Origin of the sequence: Mycobacterium sp. E1747 (genome assembly GCF_001667775.1) — a bacterium.
Classification (GTDB): domain Bacteria; phylum Actinomycetota; class Actinomycetes; order Mycobacteriales; family Mycobacteriaceae; genus Mycobacterium.
Map to the genome: position 1 here is coordinate 29,998 of NZ_LZJI01000246.1, position 20,196 is coordinate 50,193.

Annotated in this window: 12 protein-coding genes; 6 read left to right on the top strand and 6 right to left on the bottom strand. The window is 68.4% G+C overall.

The features are described 5' to 3' along the window. From A5695_RS25745 to A5695_RS25760, 4 genes are all read right to left on the bottom strand, one after another. Positions 1-1,632: a chloride channel protein gene (locus A5695_RS25745; protein WP_231974979.1), complete on the bottom strand. Its 1,632-nt coding sequence runs from the start codon at positions 1,630-1,632 to the stop codon at positions 1-3. Positions 1,633-1,849: 217 nt separating this feature from the next. Further along, positions 1,850-2,413: a TetR/AcrR family transcriptional regulator gene (locus tag A5695_RS25750; RefSeq protein WP_068089283.1), complete on the bottom strand. Its 564-nt coding sequence runs from the start codon at positions 2,411-2,413 to the stop codon at positions 1,850-1,852. After that, positions 2,413-2,862 (bottom strand): hypothetical protein, encoded by a 450-nt coding sequence (locus A5695_RS25755; protein ID WP_068089286.1) that lies wholly within the window; start codon positions 2,860-2,862, stop codon positions 2,413-2,415. Before A5695_RS25755 ends, A5695_RS25750 begins: the two co-directional genes overlap by 1 nt. Before the next feature lie 41 nt (positions 2,863-2,903). Further along, a complete protein-coding gene (locus A5695_RS25760; protein ID WP_068089321.1) occupies positions 2,904-3,896 on the bottom strand; it encodes a DEDDh family exonuclease in 993 nt (330 codons plus the stop codon). A 246-nt stretch (positions 3,897-4,142) separates the two neighbouring features. Between A5695_RS25760 and A5695_RS25765 the strand changes: the two genes are divergently transcribed. The 3 genes from A5695_RS25765 to A5695_RS25775 are packed head-to-tail and all read left to right on the top strand — an operon-like array spanning position 4,143 to position 6,502. Continuing rightward, on the top strand, positions 4,143-5,372 hold the full coding sequence (locus A5695_RS25765) for a Mur ligase family protein (protein ID WP_068089290.1): 1,230 nt from the start codon (positions 4,143-4,145) through the stop codon (positions 5,370-5,372). Beyond that, positions 5,365-6,072 carry a type 1 glutamine amidotransferase gene (locus tag A5695_RS25770; RefSeq protein WP_068089293.1) on the top strand — a complete coding sequence of 236 codons (708 nt, stop codon included), beginning with the start codon at positions 5,365-5,367 and terminating at the stop codon, positions 6,070-6,072. Before A5695_RS25765 ends, A5695_RS25770 begins: the two co-directional genes overlap by 8 nt. Position 6,073: 1 nt before the next feature. Continuing rightward, complete coding sequence (locus A5695_RS25775; protein ID WP_231974980.1) at positions 6,074-6,502, top strand: hypothetical protein; 429 nt, start codon at positions 6,074-6,076, stop codon at positions 6,500-6,502. A gap of 5 nt (positions 6,503-6,507) precedes the next feature. On the opposite strand, the gene recR is transcribed toward A5695_RS25775, so the two are convergent. After that, positions 6,508-7,119: a recombination mediator RecR gene (gene recR / locus A5695_RS25780; RefSeq protein ID WP_067270973.1), complete on the bottom strand. Its 612-nt coding sequence runs from the start codon at positions 7,117-7,119 to the stop codon at positions 6,508-6,510. Between the two features lie 10 nt (positions 7,120-7,129). Beyond that, a complete protein-coding gene (locus tag A5695_RS25785) occupies positions 7,130-7,471 on the bottom strand; it encodes a YbaB/EbfC family nucleoid-associated protein (RefSeq protein ID WP_068089296.1) in 342 nt (113 codons plus the stop codon). Positions 7,472-7,569: 98 nt separating this feature from the next. Between A5695_RS25785 and A5695_RS25790 the strand changes: the two genes are divergently transcribed. The 3 genes from A5695_RS25790 to A5695_RS25800 all read left to right on the top strand — a co-directional run. Further along, the gene (locus A5695_RS25790) at positions 7,570-8,331 is read left to right on the top strand and encodes an Rv3717 family N-acetylmuramoyl-L-alanine amidase (protein WP_197515623.1); all 762 of its coding nucleotides are present in this window, start codon (positions 7,570-7,572) and stop codon (positions 8,329-8,331) included. Positions 8,332-8,925: 594 nt separating this feature from the next. After that, positions 8,926-15,141 (top strand): type I polyketide synthase, encoded by a 6,216-nt coding sequence (gene pks2 / locus A5695_RS25795; protein ID WP_068089302.1) that lies wholly within the window; start codon positions 8,926-8,928, stop codon positions 15,139-15,141. Positions 15,142-15,157: 16 nt separating this feature from the next. Next, a partial coding sequence (locus A5695_RS25800) for a non-ribosomal peptide synthetase (RefSeq protein ID WP_068089306.1) occupies positions 15,158-20,196 on the top strand: 5,039 nt, incomplete at its 3' end.

The window sequence follows — 20,196 nt, forward strand, 5'->3', positions numbered from 1 at the left end:
TCAGCTGGCGCGGCCATTGCGCCGAGCCGACACCCAGCGGCGAACGGCGGTTCGCGGCGGCCTCGGGAAATAGGGCATCAGGTGCCGGGTCCGTTCGGTGTCTTCGTTGAGATCGTGCAGCCGGGCGGTGAGCAAATCGGTCATCAGCAGATGGCCCTGGTCGGTGCCCTCCGGCGACAACACCCGCAGGGGCCTGCCGTCCGATTCGGCGAAAACATTTGCGGCGTGCCGCAATGTGGCGTGGGCGCTTATCGTGCCGCCCGCCGGTGCAGCCGGCGGCCCGGAACGCACCACCTCGCCGACCAGAAATGCCTCCAGCGGGTCGGTGGTGTAGTCGCGGGTCAGGTGCATGCCGCTGCGGGCGATCTTTTCAGTGAGCACCGAACGCGCCAGCAAGAGAACGGAGATCACGTACGCGGTGACGGCAGCGATGATCACCGGAAGCATCGCGGGCCACGCGCGGGTGAGCTCCAGGGTGAACATGATGGCCATCAGCGGCGCCCGCATGATGCCGCACACGACGGCGGCCAGGCCCAACATCGCCCAAAAACCCGGAAACACGGGCGGCAACCAGTGCCCGACGAAGGCTCCGAGTGCACTGCCGATCATGAACACGGGGGCGAATACACCGCCCGAAGTCCCCGAGCCGAGAGATAGTGCCCAAATTGCGGTCTTCACCACGAGGATGCCGATGATCAGCGACAGTCCGGCGTGCCCGGAGAGAAGCGCACCGATCACGTTGTAACCGACCCCGAGCGCGCGCGGTTCGATCAACCCGCCGATGCCGATGATCAGACCACCGAGCGCCGGCCACCACATCCAATGGATAGGTAGCCGCGGAAAGGCCCTCTCGGCCCAGTAGACCAAGTGCGTCGCACCGATAGCCACCGCGGCGCCGGCGAGCCCGACAACGACCGCCAAAGCATCAATGGGCCAACGAATTTCGGCTGACCAAGTGGTCACAGGGAATATCGGTGCGCTCCCCAGGATCAGCAGTCGCACCACGGTGGCGACGGCGACCGAGCCGGCGACGGGTACCAGGCTGCGCGGCCGGAACTCGAAGAGCAGCAGCTCGACCGCCAACAAGACAGACGCCAGTGGAGCGTTGAACGTGGCTGCGATGCCACCGGCGGCACCGGAGGCGAGCAGAATCTTTCGCTCGTCAGCGGTCAGATGCAAGAACTGGGCGACAACCGAACCCGTCGCGCCACCCGTCATGACGATCGGACCCTCGGCGCCGAACGGCCCGCCTGTGCCGATACTGATTGCCGCCGAGATTGGTTTCAGGACGGCCACTTTGGGCTCGACACGGCTGCTACCCGTGAGGATCACCTCGATCGTCTCGGGCATGCCGTGGCCGCGAACCTGATCAGACCCGTAGCGAGCCATCAGGCCGATCACCACGCCACCCGCGACGGGGGCGCCCAGGATCAGCCACCACGGATGCTGATTAGCGGCGGGCGACACGAGGGCATCGGAGACTCGTTGATAGAAGACAAGATTGGTAACAAGTCCGATCAGCTGGAGCAGACACCACGCCACCCCCGCCGATAGTGCGCCGACGAACAGCGCGATGCCGGTGATCAGCAACACCCGCCGGTCGACGGCGAAATCGGCCAACGGTCCACTCACTGGATGCTTTGTCCTCACTGCTGGCTTGAACGACGCCGCCGTGCGGTCATCGCTTTGCGATCTTTCCCCGGAACGCCACGCGCAGGAGGGGGCGCTCGCACCCCGCGCTGGCCTACTGATGGCAATCATTAGCCTCGGGGCAACGCCTGGGGAGTTCCCGGATTCCAGCTGAGAAGTCGCTGGAATTGACCCGCGATTGGGCGGGCACTCACGGGGGCTATGCCGGGAAGTACGCGCGCAGCAGCCGGTCCACCAACTCGGCAGGGTCGTCGGCGCCGGGAAGCGTAAGACTGCTGAACGCATAGCCGTTGAGCAGTCGGCTCAGCTCGTCCATCTGCTCTGGCGTCGGAGTGAAGCCCGCGGCCTCGAGGATCAGCGTCGCGGAGTTCACCGCGGCGGCTTGCAGGTCCTTGAGGAACGGCTGCAACTCGGGCCGCCGGGTACCCTCCATGAACAGCTCGAACCGCGCCAGGGTGTACCGGCGGAACTGCTCGTCAGGCATTGAAAGCAGTTGCGTCATCAAGGCTTTGACGCCGTCGCGATCGAGTGATCCGAGCGCGCTTCGCAACGCCTCGACGCGCCGCCAGTGCAGGTCGACGGTGCGGGCCGCCGTGGCTTCGAGCAGGGCCTGGCGGGTCCGGAAGTAGTTCGAGGTCGTGCCCGCGGGCAGGCCCGCCCGGTCGTCGACCTGGCGATGCGTCAGGCCCCCGACACCCACGTCGGCGAGGATGTCGATCGCGGCGTCGAGCAGCTGCGCGCGGCGCTCGGGGTTGGGCGGCATCAGTCCTGGAAGCGCAGTCGCCAGAACATCGTCAGGAACGCCGGATACACGACGACCAAGAGTAGGTAGCTGAACCACATCGGAAACCAGGTCACGAATGTGAGGTCCTTGATCACATAGTCGAGGTAGATGTGGAGCGGCACGCTACCGGCGATATAGACCACCGACGCGGTGAACAGCGCCCGATGCCGGTTGCTGGAAAACCGGACGCGCCGCCACACCAGGATCCCGGTGATCCCGGCGTAGGTCATCGGAACGAGTAGGAGTCGGTCGTTGGTCAACGTCGCGGCGTGCTGCAGGGTGAGGGCATCGCCGGAGATCACGCGGTATAGATGCAGCGCGAACCCGAGCGAGATGGTCAGCGTGGCCGCCGGGCGGAAGAAATAGCCGTGGCGGCGATAGGACCCCCGCCACGACCCGGTGTGTACTACGCCAGTAGTGCTACCCATGCCGCGACCTTACCACTACGTCTGTAGTGGTACATCATCGCTCAGAACAGGGCGAGCTGCTGGTCGACCGTGGTCGTGTCGGTGAACTCCTCCATGCTGGTGCCACCGACGACCGCCCGGATGGAGTCCATGAACTGCGCGTCGGAGACCACCGGCACGCCGAGCTGCTTGGCCAGGTAGCCCTTGCCCTGATCCGGGGCCGGGTCGTTGCAGACCACCAGCGAGGTCTCCCCGTCGACGCCGTCGCTGTAGGCCAGCCCGGCATGCAGGATGCGTTCGACCAGTTCTTCGTGGGTGCGGCCGACCTCGGCCGCCAGGGCCACTCGCATGCCCTGCACCAGCGGTCGCCCGGACACGTAGAGCCCGGGATTGAGATAGGGGCAGGGCATCCGCGAAGCCAGCACCTTCAACGGGCGCAGCTCGTCGTGAGTGACCCGGCCGTTCGGCCATCGCCGTCGGGTCACCGGATGCACCGGCAGCCAGATGTCGCGCTCGCGGGCCCGCTTGAGCGCCGAAGCCAGCACACCGGTCAGGACCAGCGCGTCGTCGAAGGCGTCGTGCGGCCGTTCCTGCGTCACGCCCCAGTGGGCCGCGAGGGTCTCCAACCGCAGGTTGTCGATGCCGAGGTTCAACCGCCGAGCCAGCTCGACGGTGCACATGACGGAGTCGATCGGCAGTTCGGCCTCGGCGAGCTCGGCTTCCGCGGCCAAGAACGCGTAGTCGAACGCGACGTTGTGGGCCACCAGCGTGCGGCCGTCCAGCACCTTGACCACATCGTCGACGACGTCGGCGAATTGCGGCTGGTCTTCCAGCATGGCCGCTGTCAGGCCGTGCACGTGGGTTGGGCCCGGGTCCACGCCGGGGTTGAGCAGGCTGACGACGGAATGCTCCACGCGACCGTCGGCGTCGAGGCCCAGCACCGCCAGGCTGATAACCCGCGCCTGACCAGGCCGAAAACCCGACGTCTCGACGTCGATGACGGCCCAACCCCCGTCCGGCTCGCTGGCCGGCCGCCCCCAGGACACCCGGTTCATGTCGACAGGATGGCACGTCGGACCGACATTGCCGGGTCGCTGCGCTGCCGTGTCGGTCGCTGAATTCAACCAGGGCGACCCGCCACGCCCGGCACCCTGCGCCGCGCTCGCGATCGCCTCATACAACCAGGGCGACCCGCCGCGCCCGGCGCCCTGCGCCGAGCTTGCGATCGCCTCATACAACCAGGGCGACCCGCCGCGCCCGGCGCCCTGCGCCGAGCTTGCGATCGCCCTTAAACTGCCCGGGTGGTTACCACCCGTGCACGCCTTGCCCTCGCCGCGGGAGCGACCGCGCGCTGGGCATCGCGGGTGACCGGACGCGGCGCCGGCGCGATGATCGGTGGCCTGATCGCGATGACCCTCGACCGCTCGGTCCTGCGTCAGCTGGCGGCCGGGCGGCGCACGGTCGTCGTCACCGGAACCAACGGGAAGTCGACCACCACCCGGATGACCGCCGCCGCGCTGGGCACGCTTGGTCCGGTGGCCACCAACGCCGAAGGCGCCAACATGGACGCCGGGCTGGTGGCTGCGCTCGCGGCGAACCGAGAGGCGCCGCTGGCGGCCCTGGAAGTCGACGAGATGCACGTGCCGCACGTATCCGATGCCGTCGAACCCGCCGTCATCGTCTTGCTCAACCTTTCGCGCGACCAGCTGGACCGGGTCGGCGAGATCAACGTCATCGAACGCACCCTGCGGGCCGGGTTGGCCCGGCACCCCACCGCCGTCGTCGTCGCCAACTGCGACGACGTGCTGATGACGTCGGCGGCCTACGACAGCCCGAACGTGGTGTGGGTGGCCGCTGGCGGCTCGTGGGCGAACGACTCGGTCAGCTGCCCGCGCAGCGGCGAGGTGATCGTCCGGGACAAGGGGCATTGGTATTCCACCGGCGCCGACTTCAAGCGGCCCAGCCCGCAGTGGTGGTTCGACGACCACACCCTGTACGGGCCCGACGGGCTGGGCGTGCCGATGCGGCTGGCGCTGCCGGGCGCGGTCAACCGCGGCAACGCCGCCCAGGCCGTCGCCGCCGCCGTCGCACTGGGCGCCGACCCCGCGAAGGCGGTGGCCGCCGCGTCGAGCGTCGACGAGGTCGCCGGGCGCTACCGGACCGTCCGCGTCGGCGACCACGAGGCGCGAATCCTGCTGGCCAAGAATCCGGCCGGCTGGCAGGAGGCCCTGTCGATGGTGGACAAGCACGCGGCCGGGGTGGTCATCTCGGTCAACGGGCAGGTGCCCGACGGGGAGGACCTGTCCTGGCTGTGGGACGTGCGCTTCGAGCACTTCGAGCACACGTCCGTGGTGGCCGCCGGGGAGCGGGGCACTGACCTGGCGGTGCGGCTCGGCTACGCGGGCGTCGACCACACCTTGGTGCACGACACCGTGGCCGCGATCGCGTCCTGCCCCCCGGGGCGGGTCGAGGTCGTCGCCAACTACACCGCCTTTCTTCAGCTGCAACGGGCGTTGGCGCGCCATGGCTGATTCGACGGTGCGGATCGGGCTGGTGTTGCCCGACGTGATGGGCACCTACGGCGACGGCGGCAACGCACTGGTGCTGCGCCAGCGGTTGCGGTTGCGGGGCATCGCCGCGGAGATCGTCGAGATCACGCTGGCCGAGCCGGTGCCGGACTCACTGGACCTCTACACCCTGGGCGGGGCGGAAGACTACGCGCAGCGATTGGCCACCAAGCATTTGATCAGGCACCCCGGGCTGCAGCGCGCCGCCGAGCGCGGGGCACCCGTGCTGGCGATCTGCGCCGCTGTTCAGGTGCTCGGGCGATGGTACGAGACGTCGGCGGGTGAACGCGTCGACGGCGTGGGCCTGCTCGATGCGACGACCTCGCCGCAGAATGTCCGCAGCATTGGCGAACTGATCACCAAGCCGTTGCTGCCGGGCCTGACCCAACGGCTCACCGGTTTCGAGAACCACCGGGGCGGCACCGTTCTGGGCCCCGCCGCGTCGCCGCTGGGTGCGGTGGTCAAGGGCGCGGGCAACCGGGCGGGTGGCGGCTTCGACGGCGCGGTGCAAGGTAGCGTCGTGGCCACCTACATGCACGGCCCCTGCCTGGCCCGCAACCCCGAGCTGGCCGATCTGTTGTTGAGCAAGGTGGTCGGTGAGCTGGCACCGTTGGAGTTGCCCGAGGTGGAGTTGCTGCGCCGGGAGCGGATGGGGGTGCGCTGACGTGAACGTGGACATCGCGAGAGACAGATTCGCGGGCGTCGGCGCCGTGCTGGTCGCGGCCGCATTGATCACGCCGGCGCCGGCGCACGCCACCCCTGAGGTGCCGAGCGGTCGTTACACGGTGCTCTATACCGACAGCGACAAGACGACCACATGGCTTTTCGCCCCCTGCGGGTCGGACTGCACGCTGGCGACCTCCCAGGACGGCGGGACGTTCGTCATCAGCTGGGAGTTCGACCTCGCGAACGGACGCTGGACCCACAGCGGCGCAACGCAGGCACCGTGCGCGAACGGGTCATCGGTCCCGGCAACCGTCGACTACAACTTCGACGCCGTGTCGCTTGCCGGTGAGGGCCGGACGACCACGTCCGACGGCTGTGGCGGTCCAGGCTCGACGGTCACCCGGCCGTTCCGATTGATGAAGACCTGAGCGACTCAGACCATCGCCCGGCGGCCGGCGAGCGCGCGGCCGAGCGTCAGTTCGTCGGCGAACTCCAGGTCCCCGCCCATCGGCAGCCCGGACGCGATCCGCGTCACTGTCAGCCCCGGGATGTCGCGCAGCATCCGCACCAGGTACGTGGCGGTGGCCTCACCTTCGGTGTTCGGGTCGGTGGCGATGATCACCTCGCTGATGTCGACGTCGTCGACCCGCTCCCCGATCCGGCTCAGCAGCTCGCGGATCCGCAACTGCTCGGGCCCCACCCCGGACAACGGATCCAGCGCTCCGCCCAGCACGTGGTAGCGGCCGCGGAACTCGCGGGTGCGCTCGACGGCCTGCACATCCTTGGGCTCTTCGACGACGCACACCAGCGAGCCGTCCCGACGGGGATCCGAACAGATGCGGCACCGCTCGTTGTCGGAGACGTTGCCGCACACCGCGCAGAACCGCACGCCGTCGCGGACCTTGCCCAGCGCCGCGGTCAACCGGTCGATGTCCGGCGGTTCGACCGACAACAGATGGAAGGCGATGCGCTGGGCGCTCTTGGGTCCGATACCCGGCAGCTTGCCGAGCTCGTCGATCAAATCCTGGACCGGTCCTTCAAACATGTTGGAGGATCTACAGCTTCGGCGCCGGTGGCTGTCCTGGCGGCGGGCCGCCGAAACCGCCGGCCAGCGCGCCGAGCCGCTCCTGCGCCATCCGGGTGACCTGCGTGGAAGCGTCGGCCATGGCCCCGACGATCAAGTCCTGCAGCGTCTCGACGTCACCGGGGTCGACCACCTGGGGGTCGATCTGCACCCCGACCACCTCGCCGCTGCCCTTGACCGTCACCTTGACCAAGCCGCCGCCGGCCTGTCCGCGTACCTCGGCGTTGGCGAGCTGCTGCTGGGCCTCCATCAACTTCTGCTGCATCTGCTGCGCCTGGGCCAGCAGCGCCGACATGTCGCCTCCGGGTTGCATGACAGTCCCCTCGCATCTTGGTCTCGAGTTGGTTTCGCCTGCGTGTGTCCGGCGATTCGAAACACCCAGCGTAGACCGCGCGAGGCTACCTTTGCGCCGTGGACCTACGAGTGAGCAGGCGTGTCGGCATCAGGATGGTCATAGGTGTGTTGGTTGCCGCTTCGGCGGCGATCATCCCGACCGCAGGGGCGGTCCCGTCCAACATCGCCGGCATGGTGGTTTTCATCGACCCCGGCCACAACGGTTCCAACGACGCGTCCATCGGGCGTCAGGTGCCCACCGGCCGCGGCGGCACCAAGGACTGCCAAGCGAGCGGGACGTCGACCAACAGCGGCTACCCGGAACACACCTTCACCTGGGACACGGCGCTGCGGGTCCGTGCGGAGCTGAACGCCCTCGGCGTTAGGACCGCGATGGCGCGTGGCAATGACACCGGGCTGGGACCATGCGTCGACGAGCGCGCCAACATGGCCAACGCGCTGCACCCCAACGCGGTCCTGAGCATCCACGCCGACGGCGGGCCCGCGTCGGGCCGCGGATTCCACGTCAACTACTCGGCCCCGCCGCTGAACCAGGTGCAGGCCGGGCCGTCGGTGCAGTACGCCCGGATCATGCGCGACCAGATGCAGGGCTCCGGCATCCCGCCCGCCAACTACATCGGCCAGAGCGGGCTGTACGGGCGCTCGGATCTGGCCGGGCTGAACCTGGCGCAGTACCCATCGATCCTGGTCGAGTGCGGCAACATGAAGAACCCCGCGGACTCGGCGCTGATGGAGTCGGCCGAAGGCAGGCAGAAATACGCCGACGCAATGGTCCGCGGCGTCGCAGGTTTCCTGGCCTCCCAGGGCCAGGCGCGCTAGGCCCGGAAGCCGGCAGCCTCCCCCGGCCGGCGCGGACCCGGGGACCCGCCGCGGTGGCCCGCCCCGGCCGACGCCATCGCTCGGCAGTCGATACCGACGCCTGCACCTCCCGTCTCCGCCCGGCCGCCTGACCAATCGCGGCTTAACGTGGGGCTAACACACTTGTCACCCAGAAGAATTTGCCTCAACGCGGCGCGCGCGGAGGTGACCTTCTGTAGGGTCTGTTCTACGCATGTCGACTTGCGGTGTGGGAGAACCGATGATCAATCTGTCGACGACGACAACGACAACGTGTCCGTTGCGGCCGACGACCGGCGCGCGACACCTTCTGACCGGCCTACGCAGCGATTTCAGCCGACTGCGCAACGGCAGGAAACGCAGCCATCCGCGCTGCGCGTCTCCGCCCATCCGGGGCTCGGGGCAATCCCCCCCGAAGGGCCGGCCCCACCTCGGGGGGAACGCCCGCGCCACGGTGGACGCTCATTTGCTTAGGCGTCAATTCAGCAAACCACCGCAGCCAATGGTCGTGCCCGCCGAGCGATCAGGATTCATACGCGCTTACCGCCCCGTCGGATAAGAAGAGGGTGAGCGGCCGTGGAGACATCGGGTTTCACTTCCACTGCTGTTATCGGCATGGCCTGCCGGCTGCCGGGGGGCATCGACTCTCCCGAGCGGTTGTGGGAGGCGCTGCTGCGCGGGGATGACCTTGTCACCGAGGTGCCCCCGGACCGATGGGACGCCGACGAGTACTACGACCCCCAGCCGGGCGTGCCCGGCCGCTCGGTGACGAAGTGGGGAGGATTCCTCGACGACGTCGCCGGCTTCGATTGCGAGTTCTTCGGGATCACCGAGCGCGAAGCCACCGCGATCGACCCGCAGCACCGACTGCTGCTGGAAACCTCGTGGGAGGCCATGGAACACGCCGGCCTCACCCGAGAGGCGATGGCCGGCTCGCTCACCGGCGTGTTCGTGGGTCTGACGCACGGCGACTACCAACTGCTGGCGGCCGACGCGCACGCCGTGGAGGGGCCGTACGGATTCTCCGGCAGCAGCTTCAGTTTGGCGTCCGGCCGGATCGCGTACGCGTTGGGCGTGCACGGCCCCGCGGTCACGGTGGACACGGCTTGTTCGTCCGGGCTGACGGCGGTGCACCTGGCCTGTCGCAGTCTCGGCGACGGTGAAAGCGACCTCGCCCTGGCCGGTGGCGCGACCGTGATCCTTGATCCCCGAAAGTTCGTCGCGGGGTCGGCGGAAGGCATGCTGTCCCCCACCGGAAGGTGTCATGCGTTCGACGTCGGGGCCGACGGGTTCGCGTCCTCCGAAGGCTGTGTCGTGTTGCTACTCAAGCGATTAGCCGATGCGCTGCGTGACGGTGACCGGATTCTCGCGGTCATCCGCGGCACCGCCGCCAATCAAGACGGGCACACCGTCAACATCGCCACCCCGTCGGTCGCGGCGCAGACCGCGGTGTATCGGGCGGCATTGGCCGCCGCGGGCGTCGACGCCGCCACCATCGGCATGGTGGAGGCCCACGGTACCGGCACACCAATCGGCGACCCGGTCGAATACGCCAGCCTGGCCGCCGTCTACGGGGTCGACGGCCCCTGCGCGCTGGGCGCGGTGAAAACCAATCTCGGGCATGCGCAGGCGGCGGCGGGCGCGGTGGGGCTGATGAAGGCGATCCTGTGCCTGCAACACGGCGTGGTGCCCCAGAATCTGCACTTCACCGAGCTTCCTGACCAGCTGGCCGCCATCGAGACCAATCTCTTTGTGCCACAGACGGTTATGCCGTGGCCAAGGGATGGCGGTCATCCCCGACGGGCGTCGGTGTCGTCGTACGGGCTTTCCGGAACCAACGCTCACGCCATCGTCGAGCAGTCACCCGAATCCGGCTCCGTGCGCGACCTTTCGGTTGATTCGCCGAGCACCGAACCCCTGGTGTTTCTTCTGTCGTCCAGCTCGGCCGACGAGCTGCGCCGCACCGCCGGCAGGCTCGCCGACTGGGTGGCGGCACACGACGACGTCCAGTTACCGGATCTGGCCTATACCCTCGCGCGCCGGCGTGCGCACCGCCCGGTGCGCGGCGCCGTCGTTGCGGGCAGCCGTCCGGAACTGATTGCGGCTCTGCGGAAGACGGCCGCCGGCGACAGCCCCTTCCCGGCGGCGAGCGGCCATGACGACCGGGGACCGGTGTGGGTGTTCTCGGGGCAGGGGTCGCAGTGGTCCCAGATGGGCACCGAATTGCTCCGTACCGAACCGGTTTTCGCCGCGGCCGTCGCCGAGGCCGAGACCCTGATCGCGCGCGAAGCCGGATTCTCGGTCACCGAGGCGATGACCGCGGCGCAGACCGTCACCGGCATCGACCGAATCCAGCCGACGCTGTTCACCATGCAGATCGCGCTCGCGGCCGCCTTGCGCTCGTACGGCGTGCGCCCCGGCGCGGTCATCGGGCATTCCCTCGGCGAGGTCGCCGCGGCCGTCGTGGCCGGTGCCCTGTCGCTGGAAGACGGGGTGCGGGTCATCTGCCGGCGGTCGCGGTTGATGTCCCGCATCGCCGGATCCGGCGCGATGGCGACGGTGGAACTTCCTGCTCAGCAGGTTCTTTCGGAGTTCATCACCCGCGGTATCGACGACGCAGTGGTGGCGGCGGTCGCCTCGCCGCAATCCACGGTGATCGGCGGGGCCACCCAAACCGTTCGCGATCTGGTCGCATCCTGGGAGCTCCACGATGTGCTGGCCCGTGAGATCGCCGTTGACGTCGCATCGCATTCGCCCCAGGTCGACCCGATCCTCGATGACCTGGCGGACGAACTTGCGGACCTCCAACCGATGCCACCGGAAATTCCCTTCTACTCAGCCACCCTCTACGACGCCCGTGAGCGGCCGGTCTGCGATGCCGAATACTGGGTGCAAAACCTCCGCCAAATGGTGCGATTCGCCCCCGCGGTGCGGGCCGCGATGGAAGAGGGTTACCGGGTTTTCGCGGAGATGGCTCCCCACCCGCTGCTCACCCACGCGTTGGAGCAGACTGCCCGCAGTCTCGACACGCCGCTGGCCGCGCTGGCGGTCATGCGCCGCGGCCAAGCGCTGCCATTCGGGCTGCGCGGCTTCGTAGCCGACCTGCACGGCGCCGGTGCCGCCGTGGATTTCTCGGTGCTCCACCCCGATGGCAGGCTGGTGGACGCGCCGCTGCCGACGTGGGCCCACCGGCCGCTGTTGTTGCGCCGCGGTGATCACGAATCACCGACGCACGGTCGCAGCATCTCGGTCCACCCCCTGTTGGGTGCACACGTGCGCTTGCTGGAGGAACCGGAACGCCACGTCTGGCAGGCCGAGGTGGGCACCGCCGCCCAACCGTGGTTGGACGACCACCGGGTCCGCAATGTTTCGGTGCTGCCGGCGGCGGCATACGCCGAGATGGCGCTGGGCGCCGCGAGCACCGTGCTGGGTGACGAGGCTGAGGTCGGTGATTTGTGTTTCGAACGCGCGCTGTTGCTGGATACGCAAACCACCGTCAGCGCCTCGGCGGCGGTGTCAGCACCGGATGTCGTTGAGTTCGCGGTGGAGACCAAGCAGCAGGGGCAGCACGCGACCGCGGTTCTTCGCGCCGCCACCGGGCAGCAGCCGGCCGCGCGGAACATGCCCGCGCTGCTGGCCGCCCACCCGCACCACGAAGACGGCGCCGAGGTGCGCCGGCGCCTGGACCGACGCGGTCTTCAGTATGGCCAGGCCTTCAGCGGCTTGGTCGCGTTGCGCACCAGCGACCAAACGCCCGATACCGCGCTAGCCGAGGTCGCGCTGCCCGGCCAAATCCGTTCGAAGCAAGAGGGTTACGCGGTACACCCAGCGCTGCTGGACGCATGCTTTCAGTCCATCGCTGCACACCCGCGGGTGCAGGCGCTCGACGACGACGCGCTGGCGTTGCCGCTGGCGATCCGGGCGATTCGTCTCCACGGCGCCACCCGGTGCGCCCGCTACTGCTACACCCGGGTGACGCACGCCGATACGGCTGGGATCGAGGCCGACCTCGACATGCTCGATGAGCACGGGACCATCCTTCTCTCGGTGCTGGGGCTGCGGTTGGGCACGAGCGCAGCCGATGACGGCCACGCCCCACGGCTGCTGGCCGAGCGGCTGCTGACGGTCGACTGGCGACAGCGCGAGCTGGCCGACGACCAATACGCCGCCGCCGGAACGTGGCTGCTGATCACCACCGCTGGTGACCTAGGCGCCGCGTTGACCGATGCTCTGAAAGGGCATGGTGCGCAGTGCATCACTATGTGCTGGCCACCGCACGCCGACCATCATGCGACGGCACAACAGCTTCGAGACCACCTGCGTACGGGCGGATTCAGCGGGATGGTGATTCTGACGGGACCCAGAAACGGCGGTGCCGCTGACCAATCCACGCGCCTGGGTTCTGAGTCTGTGCAGCATCTGATCCGCATCACCCGCGATCTGCCCGACTTCCCTGGCGAACTCCCGCGGCTCTATGTCGTGACCCGCAACGCGCAGGCCGTGATCGCCGGCGACGTGCCCGACCTGGAGCAGGGTGGGCTGCGAGGTTTGGTGCGGGTGATCGGCACCGAGAATCCCCACCTCCGGGTCACCCAGATCGATATGGACCAAGCCACCGACCCGGAGCAGCTGGCTCGGCAACTGCTCGGCGGCTCGGAAGAGGACGAGACCGCGTGGCGCCAGGACACCTGGTATGCCGCACGCTTGTCCCTCACGCCGCTGCGGCCTGAAGAGCGACGAACCACCGCCGTGGATCCGGGCCGGGACGGGATTCGTCTGCAGATCCGTACACCCGGTGACCTTGCGTCGATGGAATTCGTTTTCCAGGAACGGCGTTCGCCGGGCCCCGGAGAGGTCGAGGTCGCGGTCAGCACTGCCGGCGTCAGCTACCCCGACGTGCTGGCCGCGCTGGGTCATGACCCGCAGCACGGGCTGGGCACCGATTTCGCCGGGGTCGTGACCGCGGTCGGAGAAGGCGTCGTGGAGCACAACGTCGGCGATCGCGTCGGCGGGTTGTGCGGCGGCTCTTGGGCCACCTTCGTCACGTGTGATGCCCGCCTGGCGGTCGCCCTGCCGGCCGACCTGTCCGACGGGCAGGCGGCCGCGGTGCCGACCGGGCACGCCGTCGCGTATCACGGCTTGCATGAGCTCGCCCACATCAAGGCCGGTGATCGCGTCTTGATCCACTCCGCGAGCGGCGGGGTGGGACAGGCGGCGACCGCGATCGCCCGTGCGGCGGGCGCCGAAATCTTCGCCACCGCGGGCAGTGAGGCGCGCCGGCAACTTCTGCGGGACAGGGGCGTCGGCCACGTTTACGACTCGCGTAGCACCGACTTCGCCGACCTGATCCGCCGCGACACCGATGGCCACGGCGTGGACATCGTGCTCAACTCGGCCTCCGGCGCCACCCAGCGAGCCGGGCTCGAATTGCTCGCGCCGGGTGGCCGATTCATCGACCTCAGCCGGTGCGAAGCCCGGCTCGGACACATCCCCGCACGCAATATCGCTTTCCACAATGTAGACATGGCGTTGCTGTCCGCCACCGAGCCGGACCGAGTGCACGCCCTGCTGACCACCGTGTACCGGTTGATCGCCGAGGGAGTACTGCCGGTGCCGGCCCCCACGCACTACGCACTTGCCGACGCGGACAACGCTATTCGCCTCATGGCGGGCGCCCGGCACGTCGGCAAGCTCGTGCTCGACATACCGCGAAGCGGTGTCCGACGAGTGCCGGTGCCGCCCGCGCAGGCCCCGGTCTTCCGCCGCGACGGCGCGTACCTCGTCACCGGCGGGCTCGGGGGCCTCGGGGTGTTCTTGGCCGACATGATGGCGGCCAACGGCTGCGGGCGCCTCGTGCTGTGCTCACGCTCGCAGCCGACTCGCGAAGCCAGGGAAACGATCGATCGCATCAGGGCAAGCGGCGCCGACGTCGCGGTCGAGTGCGGTGACATCGCCGAACCCTCCACCGCGCGCCGCTTGGTGGCCATCGCGACCGCCACGGGGCTCCCGGTGCGCGGCGTGCTCCACGCGGCCGCGGTGGTAGACGACGCCACCCTGAGCAACATCACCGCAGAGATCGTCGAACGTGATTGGGCGCCAAAGGTTCACGGTGCGTGGCAGCTCCACGCCGCCACCCTCGACCAGCCGTTGGACTGGTATTGCTCGTTTTCCTCGGCCGCCGCCCTGGTGGGATCTCCCGGCCAGGGCGCCTACGCCGCGGCCAACAGCTGGCTGGACGCCTTCACCCACTGGAGGCGCGCTCAAGGCCTGCCGGCGACAACCATCGGCTGGGGACCCTGGGCCCAGATCGGGCGCGCCACCACCCTGGCGGAGACTTCGGACATGGCGATCCGGCCGGACGAGGGCGGGTACGCGTTCGAAACACTGCTGCGTCACGACCGGGCCTACACCGGCTACGCACCGATCACGGGCGCTTCGTGGCTGAAGCTGCTGGCCGAGCGCAGTCCCTTCGCCGAGGCGTTTCGCCCCGTCGGAAACGGCACGGGCACAGGCAAACTACGCGCCGAGCTGAACAAGCTCCCCATTGACGAGTGGCCCGCCTCCCTACGGTGTCTGGTCTCCGATCAGGTCAGCTTGATTCTGCGTCGTAGCGTCGATCCCGATCGGCCGCTGTCCGGATACGGCCTGGACTCACTCGGTGCGCTCGAACTACGTACTCGCATCGAAACCGAAACGGGGGTTCGCATCCCGTCCGCCGACCTCTCGACCGTCACGATCCGAAGTCTGGCGGGGCTGTTGTGCGAAAAACTGGCACCCGCGGAAGTCGCCTGATCTCGGGTGGTGATGGATGCAACTTGACGAGCGCGCGCTTCCCCTGACGCGGGGGCAGCTGGACATCTGGCTGGCGCAGGAGACGGGCCGCTCCGCCACCGACTGGCAACTTGGCCTCTTCGTCAAAATCCAAGGGCGCGTTGAGCGGAAGCCACTCGAGTGGGCGATCCGCCGGGCGCTGCGGGAGGCCGAGCCCATCAGGGCGGCATTCTATTCCGAGGACGGGCAGGTTCTGCAGCGGGCGATTGACGATCCCGAGGTTGACCTTGCGTTCCATGACCTGCGCGCCTCGGAAGATGCCGTGCGCGAGGCCGAGGACATCGCGGCGTCGATCCAGCGCACACCCATGCCATTCACCGGACCGCTGTTCAAGTTCGCGCTTTTTCGGACGGGCGTCAACGAATTCTATTGGTTCACCTGCTGCCACCACATCGTCGCCGACGCGTCGGGCATTGCGCTCGTCGGTCATCGGATCGCGACCATCTACTCCGCGGTTATCTCGGGCGCGCCCATGCCGTCCCCGTTCTTCGGCTCGCTGGCGGATTTGGTCTCGTGCGAATCGGAGTACGAAGCGTCGGCCGACTACGCCGAGGATGAGGCGTACTGGTCGGAGAATCTTCCGTCTGACGGAGCACCGGACCGCTGGTTCGGTGTGAGTGAGCGCGGACCGTACCGTTCCTCCGCGCCGATCCAGCTGGACCCTGCGGTCCTTCGCCGAGTCGAAGAGTTGTCCCACGGCTTGGGAATGCCTCGGTCATCGGTCATCACCGCCGCGTGCGCACTGTTGGTGCGGGCGTGGAGTGGCAACGGTTCTGAGGTGGTGCTCGACTTCCCGGTGAGCCGGCGGGTTACCCCGGAGTCGAAGACCCTCCCCGGCATGGTCTCTGACGTCGTTCCGCTGGTGTTGAAACTCTCGCCGGAAGCCACGGTCAGCGACCTCTGTCGGCACGTCGACGCCCGGATACGGGAGGCGTTGCGGCACCAGCGTTTTCCGGTGCGGGCGTTGGAGCGCAAGGTACGCTCCGGCGACCCTCGGCAGTCCGCCCAGCGAGTGAGCGTCAACTTCCTACCCGCCGTGTTCTCCTTGGACTTCGGTGGCCTGGCGGCCTCGGCGTCCTACACCAATTCCGGCCTCACCGACGGCTTCGGGTTGTTCTTCTCCGCCGTCGGAGACCGGCTGCTGTTCGGCATCGAGGGTGCTGGGCAGCGGTTTGCGGGCTTCGCCGTCGCGGACCTGGCTGAACGCTTGATGCGGGTGCTGGCGGCAATGGCCGGCGATCCAGAACGTCGGCTGTTGTCGATCAACTCATGCAGCGCAGACGAGTACGCGCGGCTCGATGGGTGGGGCAACCGGTCGGTGCTGACCCGGCCCGCACCCGGACCGGTGTCGATCCCGGAGCTGCTCGTCGAGCAGGTCTCGCGCGCGCCGGCGGCCGTGGCGCTGTCGTTCCAGGGCTGCTCGATGACGTACCGGGAACTTGACGAGGCCGCCAATCGGTTGGCTCATTTCTTGATCGGGCGGGGCGCGGGCCCCGGGCATTTCGTAGCTCTGCTGCTGGCGCGTTCGCCCGAAGCCGTCATCGCGATGCTTGCGGTGCTCAAGACTGGAGCGGCGTACCTGCCGATCGATCCAGGGCTGCCGCAGGCGCGGATCGAGTTCATGCTCGCTGACGCCACCCCGATCGCGGTCGTGACGAACGCGGGTTTGCGGTCGCGGCTGGACGGGTGCCAGCTGACCGTCGTGGACATCGCCGACCCCGCGGTGGTGACACAACCGGCTACCGCAGCATTGCGGCCGCCCGCACCCGACGACATCGCCTACCTGATCTACACCTCCGGGACCACCGGGGTTCCCAAAGGTGTCGCCGTCACCCACCACAACGTGACGCAGCTCTTGAAATCGCTCAACCCTTCAGGACGAGTCTGGGCGCAGTGGCATTCGTTGGCGTTCGACGCCTCCGTCGAAGAGATCTGGAGTGCGCTGCTGTTCGGGGGCCGGCTGGTGGTGGTGCCCGAATCGGTGGCCCGCTCACCGGACGGCTTCCGCGCCTTGCTGGTCGCCGAAGAGGTCGGGATACTGAGCCAAACGCCCTCAGCGCTGGCGGCCTTGCCCACCGAAAGCTTCGGAGCGGCAACGCTGCTGGTGGCAGGCGAGGCGTGCCCTGCCGAGGTCGTCGATCGATGGGCGCCCGGACGCGTGATGGTGAATGGCTACGGGCCGACCGAAACGACCGTGTGCGCGACCAGAAGCGCACCGTTGACGCCGGACTCGGGCACACCGCCGATCGGTGCGCCGGTATCCGGGGCGGCGACGTTCGCCCTCGACGAGTGGTTACGTCCGGTTCCGGTCGATGTGGTTGGCGAGCTGTATGTTGCGGGCCGCGGCGTGGGCGTCGGATATTGGCGCCGGGCCGGCCTTTCCGCTTCGCGGTTTGTCGCCTGTCCGTTCGGATCGCCCGGGGCGCGCATGTACCGCACCGGGGACCTGGTGCGCTGGGACGCCGATGGGCAGTTGCACTACGTCGGCCGCGCCGACGAGCAGGTCAAAATCCGGGGATATCGCATCGAACTCGGTGAAGTTCGCGCCGCGTTGGCGGCGCTGGACGGGGTCGAGCAGGCGGCGGTCATCACCCGTGAAGACCAACGCGGCGACCAGCGCCTGGTCGGCTACGTCACCGGGACGATCGACGCGGCCGGCGTGCGTGCCGCGCTGGCCGAGCGACTGCCCAGTTATATGGTGCCGGCCGCGGTCGTGGTGATGGATGCGCTGCCGCTCACGGTCAATGGCAAACTCGACAAGCGAGCCCTTCCTGCGCCGGAATACGGTGATACCAATCGGTTTCGCGCCCCAGCCACCGCCGTGGAGGAGGTGCTGGCCGGCGTCTTCGCGCAGGTGCTCGGCCTCGACCGGGTCGGGGTTGAGGAGTCGTTCTTCGACCTGGGCGGCGATTCACTGTCGGCCATGCGTCTCGTCACCGCCATCAACAAATCGTTGAAAGCCGGTCTGTCGTTACGCGCGTTGTTCGACGCGCCCACGGTGGCGCTCCTGGCGCCGCGCCTCAATGACGACGGCGCTGGGCGCGAGCCGCTGGTCGCGCGCGACCGTCCCGAGGTCATCCCACTGTCGTTCGCCCAGAACCGGCTCTGGTTCCTCGAGCAATGGCAAGACCGCGCCGCGACCTACAACATGCCCACCGCCTTCCGGATAAGCGGGCCATTGAACGTGGTGGCCCTTGGGGCGGCCCTCGACGACGTCATCGGCCGCCACGAATCACTGCGCACGGTGTTCCCCGATACTGGCGGGGTCCCATGCCAGCGGGTGCTGGCGGCCAGGAGCGGGATGTGGCAACGCGGGAACGTCGCGGTGACGTCGTTGCCGGAGCAGGATGTGACCGCCGAGTTGATGACCCTCGCCGACCACCGATTCGACCTGTCGAACGAGATACCGATTCGCGTGCAGATCTACTCGATCGGCCCGGAGCGGCATGTGGTCGGAATCGTCTTGCACCACATCGCCTTTGACGGGTTGTCGCTGGCGCCGATGGTACGAGACATCAGCGTGGCGTATCGGGCGCGCGAGCGGGGCCGTGCGCCCGATTGGGTCGAATTGCCGGTGCAGTATGCGGATTACACGTTGTGGCAGCGGGCGCAGTTCGGTGATCTGGCTGACGGCGGCAGCCCCATCGCCACGCAACTGGCGTTTTGGGAGGGTGCGCTGGCGGGGATGCCGGAGCGGTTGGCGTTGCCGACGGATCGGCCTTATCCGGTGGTGGCCGATCAGTGTGGGGCGACGGTGGCCGTGGAGTGGCCGGCGGAGTTGCAGCGGCGGGTGCGCGCGGTGGCCCGTGAGTGCAATGTGACGAGTTTCATGGTGGTCCAGGCCGCGTTGGCGGTGTTGCTGTCGCGCCTGTCCGCGAGTTCCGATGTGGTACTTGGATTCCCGATCGCCGGCCGTCGCGACCCGGCACTCGATGGCCTGGTGGGATTCTTTGTCAACACCCTGGTGCTGCGCGTGGATGTGACGGGTGATCCGACCGTTGATGAGTTGGTCGCCCAGGTTCGGCGGCACAGTCTCGCCGCCTATGACCATCAAGACGTGCCGTTTGAGGTTCTTGTGGAGCGGCTGAATCCGGTGCGGTCGTTGGCTCATCATCCGCTGGTGCAGGTGATGTTGGCGTGGCAGAACCTGCCGGGGTCCGGTGGTGATTCGGGGTTGGCGTTGGGGGATTTGCAGGTGTCTCAGGTGCCGGTCGCCACCCGGACGGCCCGGATGGATCTGACGTTCAATTTGGCCGAGCGATTCAGTGAATCCGGTGAGCCGGACGGTATTTCGGGGGCGGTGGAGTTCCGCACCGACGTGTTCGACGCCGACACCGTCGCCGGCGTGGTAGCGCGGTTGCAGCGGGTGTTGGTGGCGATGACTGCTGACCCGGGGGCGCGGGTGTCCTCGATTGATGTGCTCGATGCCGACGAGCTGACCCGCTTGGACGAGATGGGTCATCGGGCGGTGTTGGCCGAGTCGGTGGCGGGGGTGTCGCTGCCGGAGTTGTTCGCGCGCCAGGTGTCGCGGGCGCCGGGGGCGGTGGCGCTGCGGTGCGGGGCGCGGTCGTGGACGTATCGGGAGGTGGATGAGGCGTCGAATCGGTTGGCGCACGCGCTGGTCGAGTGTGGGGCGGGGCCGGGTGGGTGCGTGGCGGTGGTGTTCCCGCGCTCGGGTGAGGCGATCATCGCGATCTTGGGCGTGCTCAAGACCGGGGCGGCCTACCTGCCGATCGACCCCGCAGTACCCGACGAGCGGATCGGCTTCCTGCTGGCCGACGCGGCGCCGGTGGCCGTGCTGAGCACCTCCGCGCTGCACCCACGGCTCGTCGGGCGTGGCGTCACCGTCCTCGACATCAACGACCCCCGCATCGCAGCCCAGCCTGACGCTGGGCTCCCGTTCCCGGCACCCGATGAGGTCGCGCACGTCATTTACACCTCGGGCACCACCGGGACCCCGAAAGGGGTGGCCGTCACCCACCGCAACGTCACCCGCCTGTTCGAGGACCTCGACGC